15 protein-coding genes, 1 tRNA gene and 2 rRNA genes (1 of these 18 only partly in view) are annotated in these 16,873 nt (G+C 60.7%); 14 read left to right on the top strand and 4 right to left on the bottom strand.

The annotated features are described in order from the left end of the window. Positions 1–1,284 (top strand): 23S ribosomal RNA (locus tag M9924_10740) (it extends 1,513 nt beyond the left edge of the window). Between the two features lie 150 nt (positions 1,285–1,434). Here the strand turns inward: M9924_10740 and M9924_10745 are convergent. Further along, entirely contained in the window at positions 1,435–1,572 is a 138-nt protein-coding gene (locus tag M9924_10745) for a hypothetical protein (GenBank protein MCO5064876.1), read from the bottom strand. Positions 1,573–1,584: 12 nt separating this feature from the next. On the opposite strand from M9924_10745, the gene rrf reads away from it, so the two are divergent. Both rrf and M9924_10755 read left to right on the top strand, forming a co-directional pair. After that, positions 1,585–1,699, top strand: a 5S ribosomal RNA gene (gene rrf / locus M9924_10750). 107 nt (positions 1,700–1,806) lie between these two features. Further along, positions 1,807–1,883: transfer RNA gene (locus M9924_10755), tRNA-Met, on the top strand. Between the two features lie 84 nt (positions 1,884–1,967). Here M9924_10755 and M9924_10760 read toward each other — a convergent pair. Next, on the bottom strand, positions 1,968–2,873 hold the full coding sequence (locus M9924_10760) for a LysR family transcriptional regulator (GenBank protein ID MCO5064877.1): 906 nt from the start codon (positions 2,871–2,873) through the stop codon (positions 1,968–1,970). A 324-nt stretch (positions 2,874–3,197) separates the two neighbouring features. On the opposite strand from M9924_10760, the gene M9924_10765 reads away from it, so the two are divergent. The 8 genes from M9924_10765 to purU all read left to right on the top strand — a co-directional run bounded on the left by M9924_10765 (position 3,198) and on the right by purU (position 10,880). Beyond that, positions 3,198–4,304, top strand: a complete 1,107-nt coding sequence (locus M9924_10765) for a BMP family ABC transporter substrate-binding protein (protein ID MCO5064878.1) — start codon at positions 3,198–3,200, stop codon at positions 4,302–4,304. Between the two features lie 102 nt (positions 4,305–4,406). Further along, complete coding sequence (locus tag M9924_10770) at positions 4,407–5,516, top strand: ABC transporter permease (protein MCO5064879.1); 1,110 nt, start codon at positions 4,407–4,409, stop codon at positions 5,514–5,516. Continuing rightward, on the top strand, positions 5,513–6,433 hold the full coding sequence (locus tag M9924_10775) for an ABC transporter permease (protein ID MCO5064880.1): 921 nt from the start codon (positions 5,513–5,515) through the stop codon (positions 6,431–6,433). The genes M9924_10770 and M9924_10775 overlap by 4 nt, the downstream gene beginning before the upstream one ends. A 7-nt stretch (positions 6,434–6,440) precedes the next feature. Further along, positions 6,441–7,163 (top strand): cysteine hydrolase, encoded by a 723-nt coding sequence (locus M9924_10780; GenBank protein ID MCO5064881.1) that lies wholly within the window; start codon positions 6,441–6,443, stop codon positions 7,161–7,163. 65 nt (positions 7,164–7,228) lie between these two features. Then, the gene (locus M9924_10785; protein MCO5064882.1) at positions 7,229–8,707 is read left to right on the top strand and encodes an ABC transporter ATP-binding protein; all 1,479 of its coding nucleotides are present in this window, start codon (positions 7,229–7,231) and stop codon (positions 8,705–8,707) included. Positions 8,708–8,709: 2 nt separating this feature from the next. Beyond that, positions 8,710–9,393 carry a cysteine hydrolase gene (locus M9924_10790; protein ID MCO5064883.1) on the top strand — a complete coding sequence of 228 codons (684 nt, stop codon included), beginning with the start codon at positions 8,710–8,712 and terminating at the stop codon, positions 9,391–9,393. Positions 9,394–9,425: 32 nt separating this feature from the next. Then, complete coding sequence (hpxZ, locus tag M9924_10795; GenBank protein ID MCO5064884.1) at positions 9,426–9,845, top strand: oxalurate catabolism protein HpxZ; 420 nt, start codon at positions 9,426–9,428, stop codon at positions 9,843–9,845. Positions 9,846–9,989: 144 nt separating this feature from the next. Then, a complete protein-coding gene (purU, locus tag M9924_10800) occupies positions 9,990–10,880 on the top strand; it encodes a formyltetrahydrofolate deformylase (protein ID MCO5064885.1) in 891 nt (296 codons plus the stop codon). Positions 10,881–10,885: 5 nt separating this feature from the next. Here purU and M9924_10805 read toward each other — a convergent pair whose 3' ends face one another. After that, positions 10,886–12,052: a diphosphate--fructose-6-phosphate 1-phosphotransferase gene (locus M9924_10805; GenBank protein MCO5064886.1), complete on the bottom strand. Its 1,167-nt coding sequence runs from the start codon at positions 12,050–12,052 to the stop codon at positions 10,886–10,888. Between the two features lie 86 nt (positions 12,053–12,138). Beyond that, positions 12,139–12,864, bottom strand: coding sequence for a L,D-transpeptidase (locus M9924_10810; GenBank protein MCO5064887.1), 726 nt, complete (start codon positions 12,862–12,864; stop codon positions 12,139–12,141). A gap of 459 nt (positions 12,865–13,323) precedes the next feature. Between M9924_10810 and M9924_10815 the strand changes: the two genes are divergently transcribed. From M9924_10815 to xylA, 3 genes are all read left to right on the top strand, one after another. Then, positions 13,324–13,947: a LysE family translocator gene (locus M9924_10815; GenBank protein MCO5064888.1), complete on the top strand. Its 624-nt coding sequence runs from the start codon at positions 13,324–13,326 to the stop codon at positions 13,945–13,947. Between the two features lie 121 nt (positions 13,948–14,068). Continuing rightward, on the top strand, positions 14,069–15,523 hold the full coding sequence (gene xylB, locus M9924_10820) for a xylulokinase (GenBank protein MCO5064889.1): 1,455 nt from the start codon (positions 14,069–14,071) through the stop codon (positions 15,521–15,523). Then, positions 15,520–16,830, top strand: coding sequence for a xylose isomerase (gene xylA, locus M9924_10825; GenBank protein MCO5064890.1), 1,311 nt, complete (start codon positions 15,520–15,522; stop codon positions 16,828–16,830). The genes xylB and xylA overlap by 4 nt, the downstream gene beginning before the upstream one ends. Positions 16,831–16,873: the final 43 nt, after the last annotated feature.

Below are 16,873 nucleotides of genomic sequence, written 5' to 3' on the forward strand. Positions count from 1 at the left end.
GGAAATAGCTCCTCCTTATAGTCCGTACCCGAAACCGACACTGGTGGACTGGTAGAGTATACCAAGGCGCTTGAGAGAACTATGCTGAAGGAACTCGGCAAATTGCACGCGTAACTTCGGAAGAAGCGTGACCCTTCATTGCGCAAGCAGTGGGGGGTGGCACAGACCAGGGGGTAGCGACTGTTTATCAAAAACACAGGGCTCTGCGAAGCCGCAAGGCGACGTATAGGGTCTGACGCCTGCCCGGTGCTGGAAGGTTAAGAGGAGGGGTGCAAGCTCTGAATCGAAGCCCCAGTAAACGGCGGCCGTAACTATAACGGTCCTAAGGTAGCGAAATTCCTTGTCGGGTAAGTTCCGACCTGCACGAATGGCGTAACGACTTCCCCGCTGTCTCCAGCATAGACTCAGTGAAATTGAACTCCCCGTGAAGATGCGGGGTTCCTGCGGTTAGACGGAAAGACCCCGTGCACCTTTACTATAGCTTTACATTGGCATTCGTAGTGGCATGTGTAGGATAGGTGGTAGGCTTTGAAGCAGGGACGCCAGTTTCTGTGGAGCCACCCTTGAAATACCACCCTTATCTCTATGGATGTCTAACCGCGGCCCGTCATCCGGGTCCGGGACAATGTATGGTGGGTAGTTTGACTGGGGCGGTCGCCTCCCAAAGAGTAACGGAGGCGCGCGATGGTGGGCTCAGAACGGTCGGAAATCGTTCGCTGAGTGCAATGGCATAAGCCTGCCTGACTGCGAGACTGACAAGTCGAGCAGAGACGAAAGTCGGTCATAGTGATCCGGTGGTCCCGTGTGGAAGGGCCATCGCTCAACGGATAAAAGGTACGCCGGGGATAACAGGCTGATGACCCCCAAGAGTCCATATCGACGGGGTTGTTTGGCACCTCGATGTCGACTCATCGCATCCTGGGGCTGGAGCAGGTCCCAAGGGTATGGCTGTTCGCCATTTAAAGCGGTACGTGAGTTGGGTTCAGAACGTCGTGAGACAGTTCGGTCCCTATCTGCCGTGGGTGTAGGAATATTGAAAGGATCTGTCCCTAGTACGAGAGGACCGGGATGGACGTATCTCTGGTGGACCTGTTGTGGCGCCAGCCGCATAGCAGGGTAGCTATATACGGAACGGATAACCGCTGAAGGCATCTAAGCGGGAAACCGACCTTGAAACGAGTATTCCCTGAGAGCCGTGGAAGACGACCACGTTGATAGGCCGGGTGTGGAAGAGCGGCAACGCTTGAAGCTTACCGGTACTAATAACTCGATCGGCTTGATCGTTCCCATTTGCAATGCTCATCTTCGCTCAAAGCGAAGATGGAAAGACCCTAGCGCTCACGCATGAGCAGGCCTGCGGCCCTATGCTCCGCGAGGGCGTCGGACGACCGGCGACGCGCAGTCGCGCTTGCGAAGCAAAGCTTCGTATATCGCTCACGTGCTGTTCGGCCTTACGGCCGGCACTGCGCGGGCGCGGACCATAAGGTCCGACGGCCAGTCGGCCTTGCGAAGCCTGAAGGCTTCGAGGGTCACAATCGCCAAAGGCACATCAAAATCCAGCTTCTCATTCATGCGTTTCGCCGACCTGGTGGTTATGGCGGAGCGGCTGCACCCGATCCCATTCCGAACTCGGCCGTGAAACGCTCCAGCGCCAATGGTACTTCGTCTCAAGACGCGGGAGAGTAGGTCGCTGCCAGGTCTGCCAAACGCATGAAAACAATCTTCTCTCTACAAACCAAACCCAAAAACAATACCTAAAACCAATACCAATACTAATACAAAGCATAACCCAAACATAACAAACGGCGCGGGGTGGAGCAGCCCGGTAGCTCGTCAGGCTCATAACCTGAAGGCCGCAGGTTCAAATCCTGCCCCCGCAACCAAAACCTGGAAGAGCCTTTCTTTCGTGTCAGAAAATCCGATAGCCCGAATGGCGCTGTAGCAAAGCGTTCCCATGGCGCCTGAATTCAAACTTCGGCCATGTGATCCTTCAATGCGGTAGCAAGCTGCATCGCAAAACGCGCCGAAGCCACCGGCAATGTGCGACCTCGCATCTGCCCAAGGATCAAGTTGCCGGGCGGCAGATCGCGTTCTGATACCGGTCGAAAGACGAGCCGGGGGTCCCCAAAGCCATGCAGCCCGATCGGAATCTGGAAGCCGATCACCCTCTCATACAAGACATAGTGCCGGATTAACTCGAAACTCTCTGTTTCGACCACGGGCGCGACACGCCTCGAACTGCGGCGAGCAGCGAAATCCAGCAGGTGGCGCACGCCATATTTGGCCGCTGGTGCGATGTGTGGCATGTCGAGACAATCGCGCAGTCGTAAATCCTGGTTTGACGCCAGTGGATGGTCCGCACGCATGACCACGTTCACCGCCTGCGGGATCGTTTCAATGACTTCGAAGTCCACGAGATAGACGGGCTCGAATACAAGCGCGAGATCGCTCGAATAGGCGGCGAGTTCCTGCTCGGCCTGCGCGCGGTCGCGAATGTTCACTGAAAAGGTCACGCGCGGATGCTCTGCGCGATATTGCGCGATTTGCCGGGGCAGGAATGAGGGCAGCAGTGCCTGCGAGCAGGCAATTGAGACGTGTCCGCGCCGTTCACCGATCAGATCGGCAACCTGGCTTTGGACGCGCGACAAATCGGACGCGGTCGCGCGATAATGATGCAGCACCAGTTCACCGGCAGGATTGAGACGAACTCCGCCCGGCAGGCGCTCGAAAAGCTCTGTGCCAAACTCCTCTTCAAAGCGATTTATGCGGCGCACAAGCGCGGAGGCGGTGATGTTCATGTCCTCTGCCGCACGGCGCATGGACCCTGCCCTCGCGACGGCTTCGATCATCTGGAAAGTGTACAGGTGCCGCATTCGCGCGCTCCTCTCGCGTGGTGCATTTTTTGCAACGCGTTGGTGAAATCATAGCATTTTTCGCCAACGCGAAAAGCTGCATTGTTTGGGTCAGGGATGCGTCAGTTGTCCCGTCGGGAACCCAGAACGATCAATGACCGATAACCTGCCATTCACGCTGGGAGAGTTGCGTCAGGCATGCTCCGAAGAGGTCGGGCCGCGCGACGTGATCGCCGAAGCATTCGGGCGTCTCATGCCCCCACCGCACAGCCTTTGCCGTTTTCCGCCCGATTCAACAGCCGCCGACCGGCGGTCGTACCCGAACCCTAGCTGCAGGAGCCTGCCATGATTAGTTCCTCATTGACCCGTCGTTCCTTGCTCAAGGCTGGCGCTGCCGGTCTTGCAGCTTCCGCGCTGCCATCCGGCCTTGCGCGGGCGCAAAACCCCATCGTGCTCGGCGCGGTCTATGTCGGTCCTCGTGACGATTTTGGCTGGAACCAGGCGCACGCCGTCGCCATGGATATTCTGAAACAGGTGCCGGGCGTGACCGTGGTCGAGGAAGAAAACGTCCCGGAGACCGACGCGGTTTCCAAGTCCATGGAATCGATGATCAATCTCGACGGTGCAAATCTCGTCCTTGCGACGTCGTTCGGTTACTACAAGCCGTTCGTGATCGAGTCGGCCAAGAAATATCCGGACGTCCAGTTTCGCCACGCCGCGCCGCTCTGGAACAAGGATACCGACCCTGCGAATGCCGGTTCCTATTTCTGCTATCTCAACCAGGCGCATTATGTGAATGGCGTCGCCGCCGGGCTGTCCACCACATCGAACAAGATCGGCTTCGTTGCCGCAAAGCCAATTCCATCAGTGCTTTCCAACGTCAATTCGGTCCTGCTCGGCGCAAGGAGCGTGAACCCGAATGCGACCGTGCAGGTAATCTTTACCGGTGAGTGGTCGCTTCCCGTCCGCGAGGCGGAGGCAACCAATGCGTTGATCGAGGCGGGCTGCGATGTCATCACCTGCCATGTTGATGGCCCGAAGGTCGTGGTAGAGACGGCGGAATCGCGCGGGGTCAAGAGCTGCGGCCACAATGCGAGCCAGGCTCCGCTTGCTCCCAAGGGTTTCATCACCGGCGCGGAATACAAATGGGAGACGATCTACAAGATCTATGCTGACGCGCTTGCCAAGGGTGAGTCGCTTCCGAACTTCATTGCGGGCGGCTACCACAACGACATGCTGCGCAACACGGCGTTCGGTGCGGGCGCAACGCCCGAGGGGATCAAGGCAGCTGAAGCCGCCATAGAGGGGCTGAAGGCGAAAAAGCCGATCTATGTCGGCCCGCTCAAGAGCAACACAGGCAAGGTCGTCATCGAAGGGTCGATGGACAATTACGATCCGGTCCTCGACGGGATGGACTATTTGCTCGATGGCGTCGTGGGTTCGACGACCTGACGACGCATCGCGGGCGGCCCGCCGCCCGCGCCTTGCTTCATCCAACCGACAGATGGGCCGAAAGATGAGCATTCAAGCAAGACGTGAATTTGGTGCAGGATCATGAGCGTCGTCGTGTCTCCCGCGTCTGTCGCTTCGTTCGGGCTTGACCAGCGCGCGAGCCGCGCAATCGAGGCAGTCCTTATTCCGATAGGCGCGTTGCTTGTCTCGGCTGCGCTGTTTTCGGTGTTCCTGCTGGCGCTTGGAAAAAGCCCGCTCGTCTTTTTTTCGCTCGTCTGGACAGGCGGATTTGGCTCGGCCTTTTCCATTCAGAATTCGCTTCAGCGCGCAGCGCCGCTGATCCTCACCGGCCTTGCCTTCGCAATTCCCGCCCGCATCGGACTCACCCTGCTCGGTGCCGAAGGTGCGCTGGTGCTGGGTGGTTTCGCGGCGGCTGCGATTGCGATACCGCTGGTTACATTTGGCTGGCCGGCCTTCATCGGACTGCCAATCATGGCGATCAGCGCAATGGCGGTCGGCGGGTTCTGGATCGGTCTGGCGGGATGGCTGAGGCACTATCGGGGCGTCAACGAAACGATTTCTTCGCTGCTGCTCGGCTATATCGCCATCGCGATCATGAACTTTTTCGTCGAGGGTGTGCTGCGCGATCCCGCCTCGGCGAACAAGCCGTCGACCATGCCGATAGGCGATGCTTATCGGATAGGTTCCATACCCGGAACCTCGGTTCATTGGGGCTTCGCGGCGGGGCTGGTGCTTGCGGTCCTGCTTTACATATTGATGAGCCGCACCACTTTCGGCTTTGCAGCGCGGATGACCGGCGGCAACGTGCGCGCCGCCCAATCCCAGGGCCTGCCGGTCGGCTTCCTCGTCGTCGCATGCTGCGCGATTGCGGGCGCATGCGCGGGCCTTGCGGGATTCTATGAAGTGGCGGCCATACACGGGCAGGCGAATGCCTCGCTCGTTGCCGGATATGGCTTTACCGGTATTCTCGTCGCCTTTCTCGCGCGGCAGAACCCGCTTGCCATCGTGCCTGTGGCGATCCTCTTCGGAGCGCTGGACGCTGCGGGCGGGCTGGTGCAGCGCCGCATGGCGATGCCGGACGCGACGATCCTTGTGCTTCAGGGCATCATCTTCGTGGTGCTGCTTGTGAGCGAGACCTTCTATGGCCGCATCCCCTTCCTGAAACCCCGAAATGCGGGAGACCGCACATGAACGAGAGCAGCCTGTTTATCGTTTTCATCGCCATGATCGGCGGCGCGATCAGGGTCTCGACGCCTTTCATGTTCGTGGCGCTCGGCGAATGCCTTACCGAAAAATCAGGTCGCATCAATCTGGGCCTGGAGGGCAATCTGGTGCTCGGCGCGATGGTTGCTTATGCGGGCTCCTATCTCACCGGCAGCCCATGGCTTGGGGTGTTTTTCGCAGGGCTTTCCGGCCTCGTGCTTGGGGCGATGCACGGCTATATCTGTAAGCTGCCGAAGGTGAACGACATTGCAGTCGGCATCGCCTTCATGAGCTTCGGCATCGGTCTCGCCTTCTTCTTCGGCAAGCCCTACATCCAGCCGACGGCGCCGCGGCTGGAGGCCATTCCGCTTGGCTGGTGGTCCTCGAACCCTTCGGTCGCGCAGGCGCTTCAGGTCAACCCGCTGTTCTTCGTGGGCATCGCGCTTGCTGTTTTCATGTGGTGGGCGCTCGCCAACACACGCTGGGGATTGATCGTGCGGATGACCGGCGACAGCGCCGCTTCGGCCCGCGCGATGGGCGTATCGATAGACCTCGTGCGCCTGCTCTGCACCGCAGCGGGCGGCTTTCTTGCCGGCGTCGGCGGTGCGTTCCTCTCGCTCTATTATCCCGGCAGCTGGAACGAGGGCCTGTCCTCAGGGCAGGGCCTGATGGCGGTCGCGCTGGTCATCTTTGCGCGCTGGGACCCGATACGGTGCATCTATGCGGCGCTGCTTTTCGGCGCGGCGGGCGCGCTCGGCCCCGCGCTTCAGTCAATAGGCGTCAGCCAGGGGTACTACTTCTTCAATGCCGCCCCCTACATCGTAACGCTCTTCATCATGATCGCATCGGCCCGCTCGAAGGGTGCTGCCCGCGAGGCGCCGGGCGAACTCTCAATCGTTAAGTGAGGATCGTATGAGCCTTGTCGACGAACGCATCGCAGCCGCCCGTGTCGCCAACGGGGTGACGGTCGCATCCGATCCCTATCCATGGCCCTTCGACGGCGATTTCGGACCGCACAACACCGCGCTGGTTGTCATCGACATGCAGACCGACTTCTGCGCGCCGGGCGGTTATGTCGACTCGATGGGATATGACATTTCGCTCACACGCGCGCCGATCGAGCCGATCCAGTCGGTGCTGAAAGCCATGCGCGCGAAGAGCTATCCCATCATCCACACGCGCGAAGGCCACAAGCCCGACCTGTCGGACCTTCCGGCGAACAAACGTTGGCGCTCGCAGCGCATTGGCGCGGGCATAGGCGACCAGGGGCCATGCGGGCGCATTCTCGTGAGGGGCGAGCCGGGATGGGAAATTATCCCGGAATTAAGTCCCGAACCCGGCGAGATGATTATCGACAAGCCGGGGAAGGGGACGTTCATCGCCACCGATTTCGAGCTGGTGTTGCGCATGAAGAATATCCGCAACATCGTCTTTACGGGCGTCACCACCGATGTCTGCGTCCACACCACGATGCGCGACGCCAATGACCGTGGATATGAATGCCTGCTCCTGTCCGACTGCTGTGCGGCGACCAAGATGGAGAACCATCTCGCCGCGCTCGACATGATCAAGATGCAGGGCGGCGTGTTCGGCGCGGTGGCGACGTCGAAGGATTTTCTGGAGGCCCTGCCATGAACGCGCCCGCCGCAATCGTCGGCGCCCAGCCCTCGCAGCGCGGACCCGCGCTCCAGACGCTTGGCATGACGAAGATATTCGACAATTTCACCGCGCTGGACGACGTTTCGATCGATGTGAAGGCCGGATCTTTCCACGCCCTGCTCGGCGAGAACGGCGCGGGCAAGTCCACGCTCGTCAAGTGCATCATGGGTTTCTACAACGCCACACGCGGCAGCGTGATGCTCAATGGACAAGAGCAGGCGATCAGGTCTCCGCGCGATGCGCGTGACCTCGGCGTGGGCATGGTCTATCAGCAATTCACGCTGGTGCCGTGTCTGACGGCTGCCGAGAACCTCGTCATCTCGCGCGCGGACGTGCCCGCCATCATCGACTGGAAGAAGGAACGCCCGCGCCTTGAGGAGTTCATGGACCGCATGCCGTTCCGCGTGCGCCTCGATGAGCAGGTCTCTTCGCTTTCCGCAGGGGAGAAGCAGAAGCTCGAAATCCTCAAGCTGCTCTATCTCGAACAGCGCTTCATGATCCTGGATGAACCCACTTCCGTGCTGACGCCGGGCGAGGCCGACGAAGTGCTCGGGCTGCTCGGCGAAATGGCGCGGCGGGGCGAGGTAACCGTCCTGATGATCAGCCACAAGTTCCGGGAGGTGAAGGCGTTCTGCGATTCCTTCTCGGTGCTCAGGCGCGGCAAGCTCACCGGAACGGGAGATGCACAGGCCGCGACGGTCGCCGAAATGAGCCGCATGATGATCGGTGACACGGAAGTGCGTGAGCGCGCCGAGCGCCGAAAACACAACGAAACAAAAACGGTCCTCGATCTCGCGGGTTTGTGCGCGGTGGACGGGGAGGGCCGGGAGGTGGTCAAGGCCGTCAACCTGAAGGTTCATTCCGGCGAGATCGTCGGCATTGCGGGCGTGTCCGGCAATGGACAAAGCGCGCTGGTGGAGGTGCTGGCGGGCCAGAAGGACCTGACGAGCGGCGGCATCTTCATACAGGGCAAGCCGTTCGAGCCGAAGCGCAAGGATTTCGACCGGTTCAAGGTGTTTGGCCTGCCCGAGGAGCCGCTGAGGAACGCCACCGTTCCCCGAATGAGCGTGGCGGAGAACATCGCCTTCCGCTCCTTCGACAAGCCGCCCATCGCAAGCCTTGGCTGGTGGCTGTCGCCCGGCCCGATGAAGAAGAAGGCCGAAGAACTCATCGCCAGATATCGCGTCAAGACGACCTCGCCGGAATCGCCGATCGAAGCGCTGTCGGGCGGCAATGTCCAGCGCGCCGTGCTGGCGCGCGAGCTTTCCGGTGACGTTGACGTGCTGATCGTCGCCAACCCCTGCTTCGGCCTCGACTTCGCCTCGGTCGCGGAAATTCGGGGGCAGATCATGGAGCAGCGCAACCGCGGCGCGGCGGTGCTGCTCGTCAGCGAAGACCTCGACGAAATTCTTGAATTGTCGGATCGCGTTGCGGTGATGTCTGGCGGGAGGATCGATTATGTCGCGCCCATCGACGCGACGGATCGAAACACGATCGGCCAGCACATGGCGGGGCATTGACCATGACGTTTGCCGTATCCGCGCGCCCCTATGACTTTCCCCTCGACCCCGCGAAAGTCGCGCTGGTCGTCATCGACATGCAACGCGATTTCATCGAGCCCGGCGGCTTCGGCGACACGCTTGGAAACGATGTGTCGCGGCTGACCGAGATCGTCCCGACGGTTGCGTCCCTGATCGGCCTGTTTCGCAAGGCAAAGCTGCCGATCGTCCATACCCGCGAGGCGCACCGGCCGGACCTTTCGGACTGTCCGCCGGCCAAGCGGCTGCGCGGCAAGCCAGGGCTTCGGATCGGAGACGAGGGCGCAATGGGCCGCATCCTCATTGCGGGCGAGCCGGGTAACCAGATCCTGCCCGAACTTGCTCCATTGTCCGGCGAGATTGCCATCGACAAGCCCGGCAAGGGCATGTTCTGGGCAACCGGCCTGCACGAGACACTGACGGATATGGGCATAACTCAGCTCGTGTTCGCAGGCGTCACCACGGAGGTCTGTGTCCAGACCTCGATGCGCGAGGCGAACGACCGTGGCTATGAATGCCTGCTGGTCGAGGACGCGACAGCGAGCTATTTCCCCGAGTTCAAGGCAGGCGCCATCGAGATGATCGTGGCGCAGGGCGGCATTGTCGGCTGGGTGACGCCGCTCTCCGCGCTCGAAACCGCGTTCGAGGACGCCATGGCTCATGGCTGACCGAAGCTGTTTTATGGTGAAAAGAGGCTAGCGTGGTCGTCGACGATCCCGAGACGCTGGCCGAGATCAGCGCGATTTTCCATGCCTACGAGGCAGCGTTGCTTGCGAACGATACGGCGACGCTCGATGCCATGTTTCTGCACTCCGAAGTGACCGTGCGATATGGCGTTGCCGACGTTCAATACGGCATAGACGAAGTGCGCCGTTTCCGGGCTGTGCAAGCGCCTTTCGAACGGTCGTTGTCACGCACGCTCATCACCACCTATGGCCGCGACGTGGCGGTGGCATCGACGCTTTTCAGGCGAACCGACTCGCCCGGCCAATTGGGCAGGCAGATGCAGACCTGGATCAGGACGGATGAAGGCTGGCGCGTGGTCGCCGCCCATGTCAGCGTGACCGTCGACGCTGAGGTCGACGCCCGCTATCCGACACTCAAGAAGGCAGTGCGGTAGGGCGCGCCCCGAACGCCCCGGCGCGCCCGTGGCGCTACAGCGTCGTCGGCTGGTCGCAAAAGGGCTAGCGGGGCGCGGCCCCGACCGATAGGTGATGTAGCTCGACGGCTGTATTGGCCGGTTTGCTGCGGGAAAGATTGCCTCATGATCCTCGATCACTACGTCCTGACCGTCACCTGCCCCTCGGTGCGCGGCATCGTTGCGGCCATCTCCGGCTATCTCGCCGATAAAGGCTGCTACATCGTGGATTCTTCGCAGTTCGACGATCTCGGCACCAAGAAATTCTTCATGCGCGTATCCTTCACTTCTCAAGCCGGGGTGAGCGCCGACGACATCTTCGAAGGGTTCAAGCCGATCGCCGAAAAGTTCGAGATGGACCATGAATTCCACAGCAGCCGCGACAGGGTGAAGGTGTTGTTGATGGTGTCGCGTTTCGGCCATTGCCTCAACGATCTTCTGTACCGTTGGACGATCGGCGCGCTTCCCATCGACATCGTGGGCGTGGTGTCGAACCATTTCGACTACCAGAAAGTCGTGGTGAACCATGACATTCCCTTCCACCGCATCGTCGTGACCAGGGAAAACAAGGCCAAGGCGGAAGGCCAGTTGATGGACATCGTCGAGGACACAGGCACGCAGTTGATCGTGCTGGCGCGCTACATGCAGGTGCTGTCCGATGAATTGTGCCGGAAAATGTCAGGCAGGATCATCAATATCCACCATTCTTTCCTGCCGAGCTTCAAGGGTGCTAACCCCTACAAGCAGGCCTATGAGCGCGGTGTAAAGCTGATCGGGGCGACGGCGCACTATGTCACCGCCGACCTGGACGAGGGGCCGATCATCGAGCAGGACATTGCGCGCATCACCCACGCGCAAAGCGCGGAGGACTATGTTTCCATCGGCAGGGATGTGGAAAGCCAGGTGCTGGCGCGGGCGATCCACGCGCATATCCATCACCGGACTTTCATCAACGGAAATCGGACGGTGGTGTTTCCGGCAAGCCCCGGCAGCTACGTCTCCGAGCGCATGGGGTAGGCCGGTCAGACGAACGGTTTGGCGATTTCGTATTTGCGCGGAATGAGGCGGTTGAAATAGTCGATCCCCGGTTGGGCAAGCTGTGTCCCCTCCGCCGTCAGGAAATCATCCGGCATATGGCGTGTCTTTGCCGCGACAGCCGATAGCGGCACCTTACGCATGACCGTCTTGCCGCCTTCATATTTCAGGGCAACCGAGCCGCCGCTCTCCTCCGCGACCTGCACAGCATATTTGCCGGCTTCATATGCTTCGCGGGCGTCCGTTGCATTGATCGCGCCGACATAGCCGCGCGGCATGTAGCCCAGCGCATCGACGCGCGCCCGCTTTCCGGGCAAGCCTTGGGCCAGCGCGGTTTCGAAGGCGCGGTTCAGGTCGCTGCCGGAGAGCTTGACGTTGCCGTGGGCGTCGCGCTCGACCTTGTCCGACCCGACGATGCTTTCGACCAGCGACTTTCCGTCCTCGCTGCCGACGCCTTCCGAGACGGCAACGATGCAGCGCTTATATTTGTCCATGGTGCGCTTCACGTCATCGATGAAGCGCGCCGTGGAGAATGCACGCTCCGGCACATAGATGAGGTGCGGGCCATCGTCCTCGCCGTCGCGCCATGCGGCTGCGGCGGCTGTGAGAAAGCCGGCATGGCGGCCCATGACGATCCCCACATAGATGCCCGGAAGCGCTCGAAAATCCAGATCGACGCTCCGGAAGGCCCCGGCGACGAACTCACCCGCCGAGATGAAGCCCGGCGTGTGGTCGTTTTCCATGAGGTCGTTGTCGATGGTCTTTGGCGCATGGACGAAGGCCATTGATCCGCCAGACGCGTCGGTGAGGATCTGCTGCGTGCCGGATGTGTCGTTTCCGCCGATATAGATAAAGGCGTCGGCATCGACCTTTTTCAGCCCTTTCAGGACCAGTTCGCAATAGGCGGCGTCGGGCTTGTCGCGCGTGGAGCCGAGAGCCGCACTTGGCGTGTGACCGATGCGGCGCATGCGCTCCGGCGGAACATCTGAAAGTTCGACGTAGTCGCCGTCACGGATGCCGCGTACGCCGTGCTTCGCGCCTAGAATGCGGGCGTCGGGAAAGCGTCGTTCGATCTCCGCAACCGCGCCCGCGAGCGTCTGGTTGATGACTGCGGTGGGGCCGCCGCCCTGTGCGATCACGAAAGTCCGGGGCATGAGGTTTCCTCCCGCCGTCAAATCAAGGTCTGCAATCTAATCGTTTTAGACCGCAAGCGGAGAGAGGAAAAGTATCAATCTTGTGCTCACATCACGACGATGGGGGTCTTGCTGACGAGCGTATTTGAATTGACGCGGTCGAACAGGTCTATCACGTCCTGATTCATCATGCGCACGCAGCCCGACGACATCGCCTGGCCGATGGTCCACCATTCCGGGGAGCCGTGCACACGGTAGCCGGTGTCTTGATCGTCGCGGAAGATATAGAGCGCCCTGGCCCCCAGCGGATTGTCGAGTCCGCCCGGCTGGCCGCCCGCCCATTTCGCGACTTCGGGTTTGCGCGCGATCATTTCCTTCGGCGGCGTCCAGGTCGGCCATTTGCGGCCATACTGGATCACGCCGCGCCCCGACCATTCGAACCCCGCCTTGCCGATGCCCACGCCATAGCGAAGCGCCTCGCCGCCTGGCTGGACCAGATAGAGATAGCGATTTTTCGTATCCACAACGAGCGTTCCGGGCGCTTCGCCGGTCGGGTCGACCACGATCTGACGTCGGAATTCCGGCTTCACTTTCTGGTAGGGGATCGCGGGCAGCACAAATCCCGAATCTTCCATTGAGGCATACATCAGGTCAGGATTTGTGACATTGCGGTCAATGCTGATCTGCGGGCGGATGGCGCCTGTCGGAACCATGTCCAGATTCATAGACGGTTCGCTCGAGCCCAGGTCGATCGTGGAGCAGCCCGCCACGGCGAGCAAGGTTGAGCCCACCCCAAGCAGCGCAGTCCGCCGCGAAACTGGAGCGTCGCTCACGGCAATGTCGGATTTTTCGGAAGTTTGCTTCGCCAAGGTACACACCCACACAACTGATACACGCGGAAGCGGCCCGCCCCGCCTTGGTTCGCATTTTCGCGGCTTATGGTTGACAAAGCGTGAAGGGAGAAAATGCTTCTGTTTCAAGGTCATATTCCGCGTCTGGCGGGCAGGTCGCGCATCGTCGGCGGGCCATGACGCAACTTTTCCCGCATTCTGTCACAAAGCCGTCCCGAGTTCGGGCGTAGGCTATGTTGCATTGCACAATGGAGATGCAGCAGAAGGATGCGCGCTATGACAGCCGTATTGTCCGCCACCGCGAAACGTTGTTCGTTTCCCGGCATCATGGTGGGTGCCGAGGTGCACGGCTTCGCCGAAGCGTTTGCACCCCGCGAGCGCCATGCTATGCGTCGGGAAAGGGCGGCTGCCGTTCGAGGTCACGCCCGCTGAGAGGCGCGCATGAGTTTTGAAACCTGGCTGGCATTCTGTGCGGCGTCGGCAGTATTGCTGGTCATCCCCGGACCGACGATTCTTCTCGTGGTATCCTACGGCCTCGGACAGGGCTGGCGAACCGCCTTGCCGACGGCGGTGGGTGTCGCGCTGGGCGACTTCACTGCGATGACGCTTTCGATGCTCGGCGTGGGCGCGCTGCTTGCTGCGTCGGCAACCATATTCACGATCCTCAAGCTCGCGGGCGCGGCCTACCTGATCTATCTCGGCGTCAAGCTCTTCAGGTCCGGAGGGACTTTCAAGGCGGAACCGAGAACGGCTGCGGCGTCCGCGCTCAAGATGATCAGCCATGCCTGGGTGGTAACCGCGCTCAATCCAAAGAGCATCACGTTCTTCGTGGCATTCCTTCCCCAGTTCCTCGACCGCCATGCGGATTTCTGGACCCAGATGCTGATTTTCGAATCCACCTTTCTCGTGCTCGCCTTTCTGAATGCGCTGGGTTATGCGCTCGCGGCGGCGCGTGCCCGCAGGGTTTTTGCGAGCCCGCGTGCGATCGGCATCTTCAATCGCGCGGGTGGAACGATGCTGATCGGCGCAGGTATTGCAACTGCAGCGGCTCGCACCAGTGGATAAGGGCACGCTCCCAAGCCAAAAAGAATCTGGTAGGACCAGCTTCTTCCATTGAAAATTTTTGCTATGAAGACGACGTGGGACAACCGGCTTCGGCTCGGCAGCCCGCAAGGAGGACAGGTATATGTATCTTGGCATTGACCTCGGTACGTCAGGCGTCAAAGCGCTCCTGATCGACGCCGACCAGACCGCCGTCGCGTCGGGTCATGCCTCGCTGGACGTGTCACGTCCGCATGCGGGTTGGTCGGAACAGGACCCTGCGCATTGGATCAAGGCGGTCGAGACATCGATTGCGGCCCTTAAGGCCTCGCATTCCACAGAACTTGCAGCGGTCAAGGGCATCGGCCTTTCGGGACATATGCATGGCGCGACTTTGATCGATGCATCGGATACCGTGCTGCGTCCCTGCATTCTCTGGAACGACACGCGCAGCCATGCCGAAGCTGCCGCGCTGGACGCGGACCCGATGTTCCGCAGAATCACAGGCAATATCGTGTTTCCGGGTTTCACCGCGCCCAAGCTGGCATGGGTGGCGAAGCACGAGCCGCAACTGTTCGGGCGTGTGGCAAAGGTGCTGCTGCCGAAGGATTATCTGAGGCTCTGGCTGACCGGCGAGCATATATCCGAAATGTCGGATTCCGCGGGCACCTCATGGCTCGACGTTGCGAAGCGCCGTTGGTCGAAAGAGCTTCTTGACGCCACGGGCCTGACGGAAGGCCAGATGCCAACGCTGGTTGAAGGCACCGAGCGGGGTGGGACGCTGCGCGCTGAACTGGCCGCCGCATGGGGCATGCGGCCCGGCGTGGTCGTGGCCGGGGGCGCGGGAGACAATGCCGCGTCTGCCGCAGGCATGGGCACCGTCCTGCCGGGGCAGGCCTTTGTGTCGATCGGAACGTCTGGCGTCCTGTTCGCGGCGAATGGTGCTTATCTGCCGAATGCGGAGAGCGCGGTGCATACGTTTTGTCACGCGCTGCCGAATGCCTGGCACCAGATGGGGGTGATCCTTTCGGCTTCGGACTCGCTGGCGTGGTTGGGCGGAATTACGGGCCGGAAGCCGGGCGAGTTGACCGCCGAACTGGGCGAAGACCTCGATGCGCCGGGCGCGGTGCTGTTCCTGCCCTATCTTTCAGGGGAGCGCACCCCGCACAATGACGCCGCGATCCGCGGGGTGTTTGTCGGGCTTGCGCACCAGTCCGACCGAAAGGCGCTGACGCAGGCTGTGCTGGAGGGCGTTTCGTTCGCGTTCCGCGACAGCCTTGAAGCGCTTCGTAAGGCAGGAACGACGCTTGATCGTGTGACTGCCATCGGCGGCGGGTCCCGTTCGCGCTACTGGCTGAAATCCATAGCCACGGCGCTCGGGATTCCGGTCGATGTGCCGGCGGACGGCGATTTCGGCGCCGCATTCGGTGCGGCGCGGCTTGGGCTGATCGCTGCCGAAAATGCCGATCCGGCAAGCGTGCTGACGCCGCCGCGCACCGCCGAAACGATCGAGCCGGTCACTGGTCTGGCCGATGCCTACAAGGACGCATATCAGCGCTATGTCGCGCTCTATCCAGCGATAAAGGGAGCAGCTTTATGACGACGCGTTTCTTCGGCGACATCAAGCCGGTGAAGTATGAAGGGCCGGACAGCACAAACCCTCTCGCCTATCGCTTCTACAATCCGGATGAGAAGGTGCTCGGCAAGCGCATGGAAGATCACCTTCGCTTCTCAGTCGCCTATTGGCATTCCTTTGCCTGGCCGGGCGGCGATCCTTTCGGCGGCCAGACCTTCGAGCGGCCGTGGTTTGGTGACACTATGAAGCACGCAAAACACAAGGCCGACGTCGCCTTCGAGATGTTTTCGCTGCTTGGCGTGCCTTTCTATTGCTTCCACGATGCCGATGTCCGCCCCGAGGGCAAGAATTTCACCGAAAGCGCGGAGCGCCTCGACGAAATTGCCGATTATTTTGCGCAAAAGCAGCAGGAAACCGGCGTCAAGCTGTTGTGGGGCACGGCCAATCTGTTCTCGAATCGCCGCTTCATGGCGGGGGCCGCGACAAACCCCGATCCCGATGTCTTTGCCTATTCCGCCGCGACGGTGAAGAAATGCATCGACGTGACCCAAAAGCTTGGCGGTGCGAACTATGTGCTTTGGGGCGGGCGTGAGGGCTATGAGACGCTACTGAATACCGACCTGAAGCGCGAGCGCCAGCAGGCGGGCCGTTTCCTCTGCATGGTTGTGGACTATGCGAAGAAGATCGGCTTCAAGGGCACCATCCTGATCGAGCCGAAGCCGCAGGAGCCCACCAAGCATCAATACGATTACGATGTGGCTACGGTATATGGCTTCCTCAAGGATTTCGGGCTGGAGAAGGAAGTGAAGCTCAATATCGAGCAGGGACACGCAATTCTCGCCGGTCATTCATTCGAGCACGAACTCGCGCTGGCCGGGGCGCTCGGCGTTTTCGGCTCCATCGACATGAACCGTAACGACTACCAATCGGGCTGGGATACGGACCAGTTCCCGAATAATGTGCCGGAGATGGCGCTCGCTTACTACTATGTCCTTCAGAATGGCGGGTTCACGACCGGTGGCACAAATTTCGACGCAAAGCTGCGCCGCCAATCGCTGGACCCGCAGGATCTTCTGGTCGCGCATGTTGGCGGCATGGATTGCTGTGCGCGCGGACTGAAGGCCGCCGCAAAGATGGTCGAGGACAAAGCATTGTCAAAACCGCTGGACGATCGCTATGCGGGATGGGACAGCGCCGAGGCCAAGGCGATGCTTTCAGGCAAGCGCACGCTGGAAGAGATCGCAAAGCGCGTGGTCGCGGAAGGCATCGAGCCTGAGCCGCGTTCGGGGCGTCAGGAATATCTGGAGAATATCGTCAACCGCTATGTCTGATTGTGGCGGTTTTCGGCGACGCGGACGGAATAAGCAAAAATTT

The organism is Rhizobiaceae bacterium (genome assembly GCA_023953835.1).
Taxonomy (GTDB): domain Bacteria; phylum Pseudomonadota; class Alphaproteobacteria; order Rhizobiales; family Rhizobiaceae; genus Mesorhizobium_G.